The organism is Desulfobaculum sp. (assembly GCF_054921475.1).
The window spans coordinates 1-8,531 of sequence record NZ_JBUDSW010000160.1 but is presented as its reverse complement, the minus strand read 5'-3'; the positions used below and the strand labels follow the sequence as shown (position 1 = coordinate 8,531).

The 8,531-nt window shown below is 63.1% G+C and carries 7 protein-coding genes and 1 pseudogene; all 8 read left to right on the top strand.

Features of this window, described 5'->3' with window-relative positions:
- Window positions 1-195: pseudogene (leuD, locus tag ACY69P_RS11005) on the top strand (3-isopropylmalate dehydratase small subunit); the annotation flags it as partial.
- Window positions 182-1,270, top strand: coding sequence for a 3-isopropylmalate dehydrogenase (gene leuB, locus ACY69P_RS11000; RefSeq protein WP_462327499.1), 1,089 nt, complete (start codon window positions 182-184; stop codon window positions 1,268-1,270). The pseudogene leuD and the gene leuB, both read left to right, overlap by 14 nt.
- A gap of 565 nt (window positions 1,271-1,835) precedes the next feature.
- Window positions 1,836-3,812, top strand: a complete 1,977-nt coding sequence (locus tag ACY69P_RS10995) for an ABC-F family ATP-binding cassette domain-containing protein (RefSeq protein ID WP_462327498.1) — start codon at window positions 1,836-1,838, stop codon at window positions 3,810-3,812.
- Window positions 3,813-3,875: 63 nt separating this feature from the next.
- Window positions 3,876-4,289: a (deoxy)nucleoside triphosphate pyrophosphohydrolase gene (locus tag ACY69P_RS10990; protein ID WP_459899033.1), complete on the top strand. Its 414-nt coding sequence runs from the start codon at window positions 3,876-3,878 to the stop codon at window positions 4,287-4,289.
- Window positions 4,280-5,170: a methylenetetrahydrofolate reductase [NAD(P)H] gene (metF, locus tag ACY69P_RS10985; protein ID WP_459899035.1), complete on the top strand. Its 891-nt coding sequence runs from the start codon at window positions 4,280-4,282 to the stop codon at window positions 5,168-5,170. Before ACY69P_RS10990 ends, metF begins: the two co-directional genes overlap by 10 nt.
- 50 nt (window positions 5,171-5,220) lie before the next feature.
- Window positions 5,221-6,255 (top strand): aspartate-semialdehyde dehydrogenase, encoded by a 1,035-nt coding sequence (locus ACY69P_RS10980; protein WP_459899036.1) that lies wholly within the window; start codon window positions 5,221-5,223, stop codon window positions 6,253-6,255.
- Window positions 6,256-6,279: 24 nt separating this feature from the next.
- Window positions 6,280-7,221 (top strand): aminotransferase class IV, encoded by a 942-nt coding sequence (locus ACY69P_RS10975; protein ID WP_459899038.1) that lies wholly within the window; start codon window positions 6,280-6,282, stop codon window positions 7,219-7,221.
- 123 nt (window positions 7,222-7,344) lie between these two features.
- On the top strand, window positions 7,345-8,457 hold the full coding sequence (locus ACY69P_RS10970; RefSeq protein ID WP_462327497.1) for a glycosyltransferase: 1,113 nt from the start codon (window positions 7,345-7,347) through the stop codon (window positions 8,455-8,457).
- The last annotated feature ends 74 nt before the right edge of the window (window positions 8,458-8,531 follow it).

The following is an 8,531-nucleotide window of genomic DNA, read 5'->3' as shown; positions in this document are numbered from 1 at the left end:
GTGGACCGCATCGCGGACGGCGACACCATCGAGGTGGACACCGACGCAGGCATCATCAAAAATATCACCACCGGCGAGGAAATCCCCTGCCGCCCGGTGCCGCCCTTTATGCAGGAACTGCTGAACGCGGGCGGCTTGGTCAATTATGTGCGTGAACGCTTGGCAGGCAAGGAGGGACGCCATGAAGCCGTATAATATCCGTTTGCTCCCCGGCGATGGCATCGGTCCGGAAATCATCGCGCAGGCGCGCCGCGTGCTGGACGCCGTGGGCGAACGCTTTGGCCGCAGGTTTTTTGCCGAGGAGTCCCTTATCGGTGGCGCCGCCATTGACGCCACTGGCGATCCCTTGCCGCAGGCCACCATTGACGCCTGCGTTGGCGCGGACGCTGTGCTGCTTGGCGCCGTAGGCGGCCCCAAGTGGGACGATGACCCCACCATCCGCCCGGAGCGCGGCCTGCTTGGCATCCGCAAGGCCATGGGGCTGTTTGCCAACGTGCGCCCGGCCAAGCTGTTTCCGCAGCTGCGCGGCGCCTGCTATCTGCGTGAGGACATTGTGGAGCGCGGCATTGACGTGATGGTGGTCCGCGAACTCACGGGCGGCATCTATTTTGGCGAGCCGCGCGGCGAGAGCGTGGAGCACGGCGAGCGCGTGGGCTACAACACCATGGTCTACCGCGAAAGCGAAATCCGCCGCATTGCCGAGGTGGCCTTCACCGCCGCACGCACGCGCTCCGGCCGGGTGTGCAGTGTGGACAAGGCCAATGTCCTCGACGTCTCGCGCGTGTGGCGCGATGTGGTCACCGAGACCGCCAAGCACTATCCGGACGTGGAACTGTCGCACATGTATGTGGACAATGCCGCCATGCAGTTGGTGCGTGACCCTTCGCAGTTTGACGTCATCGTCACGGGCAACCTGTTTGGCGATATCCTCTCGGACGAGGCCTCCGTGATTACCGGCTCCATCGGCATGCTGCCTTCGGCGTCCCTTGGCGCAGAAGGCCCCGGCCTGTACGAGCCTATCCACGGCTCCGCCCCGGATATTGCCGGGCAGGACAAGGCCAATCCGCTGGCGACCATTTTGTCCGTGGCCATGATGCTGCGCCTGACCCTTGGCCTGACCGAGGAGGCCGACGCCATCGAGCAGGCGGTTTCCGAGGTGCTTACCGCGGGCTATCGCACGGGCGACATCATGGAAGAGGGCAAGACCCTTGTCGGTTGTACGGAAATGGGCACCCACGTTGTTAACGCCTTCCTGCGCGCAGGGGCATAAAGGACTTTGGGGACCAGCGGGTATGGCCGCCGGTCCTCCCGCGCTGCTCCGGGCGGACGCCTTTGGGAGTCCCGGGCGTACGAAGCGGCGCGGCCGTTGACGCATGACCTGGCACGACGCCAAATATGCTGCGACGCGCTGGACGATCTCCGGCGCATCCGGTGCAGATACCGGAGAACACCGTGACCCGGGCGGTCATGGCGCACTCTCCACATCAGGGAAGGGAGATACATCCCTGCACGGGTTTCGATTCGCGAAGGCTTTGCCGCTCTAGGGGTACATGAGGGGCAAAGCGCCACTGCCCGGCGACGATCTCGCCGGGGACGCACCCGTGCTGCCGCGACATGCCGCGTTTGACGGCCTGCACGGCGAAACGATCAGGCAACTCTGAGCGACACCATTTTTCGACGCATAGAAGGGAAGGGTGACCGCGGGCCGGAAAAATTTTTCCGGCACAATTCGGGGCGCACAGCGTCCCGGGAGTTGAACACAAGCGCAAAACGGTATACCCGAAAGGTCGCCCGGCCTTTCGGGTAATCCATTTCCAAGGAAACACAACACACCTATGTCCAGAATCTCCATTCAGAACCTGTCCAAGTCCTTTGGTGGACGCGATTTGTTTGAAGCCTTCTCCCTTGAGGTCACCTCGGGGATGCGGTTGGCCGTTGTCGGCCCCAACGGCTGCGGCAAGTCCACCTTCATCAAGATTCTTGCCGGGCTGGAAGCGTCGGACACCGGCGACGTCAACCTGCCCAAGGGCGCGCAGTTCGGCTACTCCATGCAGGAGCTTGCCCCGGAGGACCTGAAGCGGCCGGTTTTGGACTTTGTGCTGGATGTGCTGCCCTCGTGGCGCGAATTCTGGGACGAGTGGGAAGCCGCCACCGCCAAGGACGACAAGGCCGCGCTGGCGCGCCTTGCGCAGGAGCAGGCGCATCTGGAGCATACGTACGGCTACAACCCGGAGCATAAGGCCAAGGCCGTGCTTTCGGGCCTTGGCTTTGCCGAGGAGAAATGGGGGCAGACGCTGGAAGTCCTTTCCGGCGGCTGGCGCGAGCGCGCCAAGCTGGCACGCATCCTTGTTGCCGGGGCGGACGTGCTGCTCCTTGACGAGCCCACCAACCATCTGGACCTTGAGGCCGTGGAGTGGCTGGAAGAATACCTGCGCGACTTTGAGGGCGCGCTTGTCTTTGTGGCGCACGACAGGGTCTTCCTCGACCGCGTGTCCACGCATGTGCTCTATCTTGGCGGCCAGCGCGCGGTGGTGCGTCCCGGCACGTTTACGCAGTTCCTCAGCTGGTACGCGGAGACGGAAGAGCAGCGCAAGCGCGAAGAGCGCCGCGTGGCCGAAGAAATTGAGCGCAAAATGGATTTCGTGCGGCGCTTTCAGTACAAGGCGACCAAGGCCAGACAGGCCAACAGCATGAAGAAACAGGTCGCCAAGATGGAAAAGGAACTGGAAGGCCTGCGCCCTGCCTCACGCAAGCAAAAGGACCTCCAGTTCTCGTGGCCCACGCCCGCGCGCGGCAACAAGACGCCGCTGTCCGTGGTGGACCTCAGCATGGGCTTTGGCGATGAACCAAGCCTGTGGGAGAAGCTCTCCTTTAATATTTACGACGGCCAAAAGGTCGCCCTTGCCGGCCCCAACGGCTGCGGCAAGTCCACACTGCTCAAGTGCATCATGGGCGAACTGCCGCCGCGCGGCGGCAGTGTGGAGATTGGCTCCAACATGGTGGTGGGCTACTACAGCCAGCATCAGGCCGATACCCTCGATCTCGACAAGCCCGCCCTCGCCGAAATCCGCCGCCTGTCCGACCCCCGCACCACGGAGGAGGAACTGCGCAGCGTGCTGGGCCTCTTCCTGCTGGGCGAGGAGTACTGGGAGCGCAAAGTTCGCGAGCTGTCCGGCGGCGAGAAGAACCGCCTCATCCTCGCGACGCTGTTCCTCAAGCGCGCGAATCTGCTCATCCTTGACGAACCCACCAACCATTTGGACCTTGAAAGCCGCGACGCGCTCATGGAAGCGCTGAAGGACTTCCCCGGCACCATCCTGATGGTGGCGCACGATAGGCATCTGCTGTCCGAGGTGGCAGAGCAGGTGTGGTGGCTGCGCCCCGAGGGCGTGGAGGTGTTCCTTGACGGCTACACGGGCTACGACCGCGCCCGAAAGGCCGAAGCCAAGGGCGAAACCGGCGACGAGGCCGCGCCCGGCGAGGAGGAAAAGCCCCTCAGCCGCGCCGAGGCCAAAGCCATGAAGCGCAAGCAGGCCGAGGCGCGCAACGCCATCTACCGCATCCTGAAGCCCAAGCAGGACGAGTATGCGGCCATGGAGGCCGAGTTTGAGACCCTGCTGGAAGAGCAGGGCGAGGTGGAGCAGATGCTGGCCGACCCGGACGTCTACGCCGATGTGGCGCGCTCCACGGAGCTGATGAAGCGCTTTAAGGAGCTTCAGGACGTGTCCGAGCGCAAGCTGGAGGCGCTGGAAGCGCTGGAGGCGGAAATCGCCAAGCTGGAGGCCGAGCGCGAGGCGCTGAGCGGTGCTTGATTTTCGGGAAGTTACGTCCTAACCTCACCTGTTCATTTAACCAACATTTAGCGGAGCGATTGGATGCCAGACGCCGTAGACGTTGTTGCCGGAATCCTCTGGCGCGATGGTCAGTTCCTCGCCGTGGAGCGCCCGGAGGGCAAGCCGCAGGCTGGCTACTGGGAATTCCCCGGCGGCAAGGTGGAGCCGGGTGAAACGCCGCAGGCCGCCCTTGTGCGCGAATTGCAGGAGGAGCTGGGGCTCACGCCCACAGCGTTCACCTTCTGGCAGGAAAAGACCCACGCCTACGAGCACATCCGTGTGCGGCTCCTCTTTTTCCATGTTACGGCCTTCACCGGCGACATTGTCGCCAATGAGGGGCACCGCTGGCAGTGGCTCACGCCCGGAGCCACAAACGGCGCGCCCTTTCTGGAGGCGGATACGGAAATTGTGGCCGAACTGGCGGACAATTGCCCAAGGAGCAGGACGTGCGCATAAGGGACCTTATCGCCCGTGGCGAACAATTCCTCTCGCTGGAATTTTTCCCCCCAAAGGACGAGAGCGCGTGGCCGTCGTTTTTCCAGACGGTGGACCGCCTCAAAGCCGTGCATCCGCTGTTTGTGTCCGTAACCTACGGCGCTGGCGGCGGCACGCAGCACAATACCCTTGAAATCGTCCGGCGGATGAAACGGGACCACGGGCTGGAGCCCATGGCGCACCTGACCTGCGTTGGCGCGGACGAGGAGCGCATTGGCGCGTTTTTGTCCGAGCTGCAGGCCGCAGGCGTGGACAATGTGCTGGCCCTGCGCGGCGACCCGCCGCACGGCATGGAGACATTTACGCCCGATAACGAGGCCTTTGCCCATGCCTCGGACCTTGTCACCTTCATCCGTGGCCGGTGCCCGGAGATGGGCGTGGCCGTGGCGGGCTACCCGGAGGGCCACCCCGAGTGCATGACCTTCCGCGAGGACTACGGCTACCTGAAACACAAGGTGGACGCGGGCGCGGACTTCATCATGACGCAGCTGTTCTTCGACAACAGGCTGTACTGGAATTTTGTGGACCTTATGCGGGATATGGGCGTTGATAAGCCTATTATCCCGGGCGTACTGCCCATCATGAGCCTGCAGTCCGTCAAGCGTATTCTTGGCTTTTGCGGCGCCAGCATCCCCGGCAAGTTTTTGCTGGAGCTTGAGGCCGCGGACGCCGAAGGCGGACCCAAGGCGGCGTACGAAGTCGGAATGCGCTGGGCGCGCCAGCAGGTGCGCGAGCTGCTTGATGGCGGCGCACCGGGCGTCCATCTGTATACGCTGAACAAGGCTGAAGCCGTTCTGGATATTGTTGACTCACTGGGCAGTGTGCCGCGCGCATCTGCCTGAACATGATTTCCCGCCGGAATCGCAACACCGGCGGAAGGAGAGTATTCGCAATGGAGAGGGATTCTTTTGTCGTAGCGGTCGTCGGAGCAACAGGAGCCGTTGGGCGCGAGATGCTCAAGACGCTGAAGGCGCGCAACTTCCCCGCGTGTGAGATTATTCCGCTGGCGTCCAGCCGCTCCGCCGGTACCAAGGTGCCCTACGGCGACGACGAGCTTGTCGTGCGTGAGCTGGGCGAGCATTCTTTTGAGGGCGTGGACATCGCGCTCTTTTCCGCCGGTGGTTCCGTGTCCGAGGAGTACGCCCCCATCGCCGCCCGTTCCGGCTGCGTGGTGGTGGACAACTCCAGCGCATGGCGCATGGACGAGGAGACCCCGCTGGTCGTGCCCGAAGTGAACCCGCATGACCTCGACTGGCACACAGGCATCATTGCCAACCCCAACTGCTCCACCATCCAGATGGTGGTTGTGCTCAAGCCCATTCACGACGCCGCCACCATCCGCCGCGTTGTGGTCTCCACCTATCAGGCGGTGTCCGGCGCCGGGCAGAAGGCCATGGACGAGCTCACCGATCAGGTGAAAAAGATGTACAACTTCGACATGGAATCCATTGATCCGAAGTACTTCCAGTACCGCATCGCCTTCAACTGCCTGCCGCATATCGATCGCTTCCTTGAGAACGACTACACCAAGGAAGAGATGAAAATGGTGCACGAGACGCGCAAAATCCTCGGCGACGACAGCATTGGCGTGTCCCCCACGGCGGTGCGCGTGCCCGTGTACATCGGCCACAGCGAGTCCGTGAACATTGAAACCGTGGACAAGCTGTCCGCCCGTGACTGCCGCGCGCTGCTCTCGCAGGCTCCCGGCATCACCGTGCAGGACAACCCTGAGGAAAATATCTACCCCATGGCTATTGAGGCCGTTGACGAGGACGCAACCTTTGTTGGCCGCATCCGCGACGACGAAACCATCGCCAATGGTTTGAACATGTGGATCGTTGCGGACAACCTGCGCAAGGGCGCGGCCCTGAACGCCGTGCAGATTGCCGAGACGCTCGTGGAGCGCGAACTCGTCCGCGTGCCCTAAGTAGTACAAGAGAAGGAGAGGGACATGATTCCCGTGTTGGATTCCGATGATTACCTGAAGAAGATGCTGTCCGTACGACGCCCCGGCGCCGAAGACGTACGGGCGTTCTACGAGCACCGCCTCGGCGCCATTTGTACGGATCCAAAGCTCATGCTGATGCCGTGGGACGACCACCTCGTCCACCGCGGCGACGGCGTCTTCGAAACGCTGAAGTTCCTTGACCGCAAGATGTATCAGGTGGACCCGCACATCAAGCGCATGCAGCGCTCGGCGGAATCCATCAAGCTGACGCCACCCTGTACGTGGGAGCGCCTGCGCGAGATCATCTTTGAGGTCGCCAAGGCCTCCGGCGAGGACGACGGCCTTGTCCGCGTCCTGCTTGGCCGCGGCCCCGGCGGCTTCGGCATTGATGTTCGGGAATGTCCCATCCCCAGCTTGTACGTGGTGGCCTACCGCTTCCAGCCCAAGCCGTCCGAGTGGTACGAAAAGGGCGCAACCGCCTTTAGGACCAGCTATCCGGCCAAGCAGGGGTGGATTGCCACCATTAAGTCCGTGGACTACCTGCCCAATACCCTCATGAAGCACGAGGCCACGGAAAAGGGCTACGATTACCCCATCTGCTTCGACGAGCACGATTTCCTTGCGGAAGGTGCCACGGAGAATATGTGCATTGTGGACCAGTCCGGCACCATCATTGTGCCGGAGTTTGAACGCGCGCTGCCCGGAACAACGCTGTTCCGCGCCCTTGATTTGCTTCAGGGCGAAATTCCTGTGCAGATTCGCAAGATTCAGGAAAACGAACTGTACATGGCGCGGGAGATTCTGGTCCTTGGCACCACGGGCGATTGTCTGAGCATTGTCCGCTATAACGGCAAACCCATTCAGGATGTGCGCCCCGGCCCGGTCTCGCAGAAGCTGCGTGAACTGCTCCTGAACGACATGAAGGAAAACGGCGAGGCCTTTTAGGCCTGCATCCGCGCCGCGCTATGCGGCGAAAGCACAGCATACGACCAACGACGCGCCGGAGCGGGAGACCGCTCCGGCGTCATCGTCCAAAGGCCGCGAGGGCGGCGCAGGAATTCGACCACCATGCAGCATCAGATGACCATCCTCCAGCTGGACCTTGGCCGCGAATGGCGCGGCGGCCAGCGGCAGGTTCTCTACCTTGGACGGCACCTTGCCGCCTCGCGCGAGTATCGCCCCGTGATAGCCGCGCCGGACGGCAGTCCGCTCCTTGATTGCGCCCGAGAGGAGGGCATCCAGACCGTTCCGCTGCCGTCCCGGTTCGAGTGGCATCCGGCCACGCTGTTGTTCCTGCGGACGCTCATTCGCCGCGAGCGCGTGGACTGTTTGCACACGCACTGCGCGCGCAGTGCCTCCCTTGGCGCGACCCTCAAGGTGTTGTGCGGCGGTGGGCCTCTACTTGTGCACTCACGCCGTGTGTCCTACCGCTTGGGGCGCGGGTGGAGCCGGAAAAAGTACGCCATTGGCGACGCCGTGGTCGGTGTGAGCGCGGAGATTGCCCAGTCCCTGCGTGACTCTGGGCTGCGGTCAGAGGCGGTTTCCGTCATCCACAGCGGCATTGACCCCACGCGCTACGGCGCGCGCAAGGAGCGCCCGGATGGTCCCCTGCGTATTGGCCTTATCGGCGCGCTGACGCCCCAGAAAGGGCACACTGTGTTTTTGGACGCACTGGCGGACCTTGCCGGGCGCAGTGGTGTGCCGGAGTGGGAAGGCATCATTGTTGGCGACGGTCCGCTTCGCGGCGAGCTTGAAGAGCGCGCCGCGCACCTTGGCCTTCGTAAGCAGGTGCACTTTGCGGGCTACCGCGAGAGCCGTGAGATGCTTCCGGGCTTTGATATTTTGGCCGTGCCCAGCGTGGATGGCGAGGGCTCCAGCGGCGTTATCAAGGAAGGCTGGGCCTGCGGCGTGCCCGTGGTCACATCCGACCTGCCGTCCAATCTGGAATTGGTGCAGGACGGCGAGAACGGCCGCGCCTTTTCCTCCGGCAATGGAGCGGCGCTGGCGGATGCGCTGGCGAGCATGGCCGCGGACCTGCAGGGCGGCGGCGAAGCCTGCGCCGCGCTTGTACGCGGCGGTTCCAAACGGCTGGAGTTCTTTACGGATGAAGCCATGGCCAAGGCGTATATGGCGCTGTACGCCGTACTCAATGGCGATGGGCGCGTGTGTGAGGCTGTGTAGACGCCCCTGTACACTGTAGTGATATTTCCCAAACGACCAGCGGCCCCGAAAGTCCTTAGACTTCGGGGCCGCTG

Coding starts and splice junctions, on each gene's coding strand:
- ACY69P_RS10975 (WP_459899038.1), top strand. CDS start 6,280: ATGATTCCCGTGTTGGATTCCGATGATTACCTGAAGAAGATGCTGTCC.
- leuB (WP_462327499.1), top strand. CDS start 182: ATGAAGCCGTATAATATCCGTTTGCTCCCCGGCGATGGCATCGGTCCG.
- ACY69P_RS10995 (WP_462327498.1), top strand. CDS start 1,836: ATGTCCAGAATCTCCATTCAGAACCTGTCCAAGTCCTTTGGTGGACGC.
- ACY69P_RS10990 (WP_459899033.1), top strand. CDS start 3,876: ATGCCAGACGCCGTAGACGTTGTTGCCGGAATCCTCTGGCGCGATGGT.
- ACY69P_RS10980 (WP_459899036.1), top strand. CDS start 5,221: ATGGAGAGGGATTCTTTTGTCGTAGCGGTCGTCGGAGCAACAGGAGCC.
- ACY69P_RS10970 (WP_462327497.1), top strand. CDS start 7,345: ATGCAGCATCAGATGACCATCCTCCAGCTGGACCTTGGCCGCGAATGG.